General features: G+C 66.8%; 1 pseudogene. It reads left to right on the forward strand.

What is annotated here, in order from left to right:
- A pseudogene (locus AAEY93_RS21080) lies at positions 1–238 on the forward strand (Fis family transcriptional regulator); the annotation flags it as partial.

The following is a 238-nucleotide window of genomic DNA, read 5'->3' on the forward strand; positions in this document are numbered from 1 at the left end:
GCTGGAGACCCTGCTGGAGCAGGGCTTTCGATTGCCGTTGCGCGAGATCAGCGTGAACGGCCAGACCCTGCTGCTGGGCGCCACGCCAATCACCGACGCCGGCGCCCTGCTCACTCTTTACCAGCCCAACCGCATCGGCGAACAACTGTCGGCGCTGCACCATGACCATGCCGAAGGGTTTGATGCACTGCTGGGCGAGTCCCCGGCGATCCGCACGCTCAAGGCGCGGGCGCAACGG

This window comes from Shewanella sp. CAL98-MNA-CIBAN-0140 (genome assembly GCF_040309905.1).
Lineage (GTDB): Bacteria > Pseudomonadota > Gammaproteobacteria > Enterobacterales > Shewanellaceae > Shewanella > Shewanella psychromarinicola.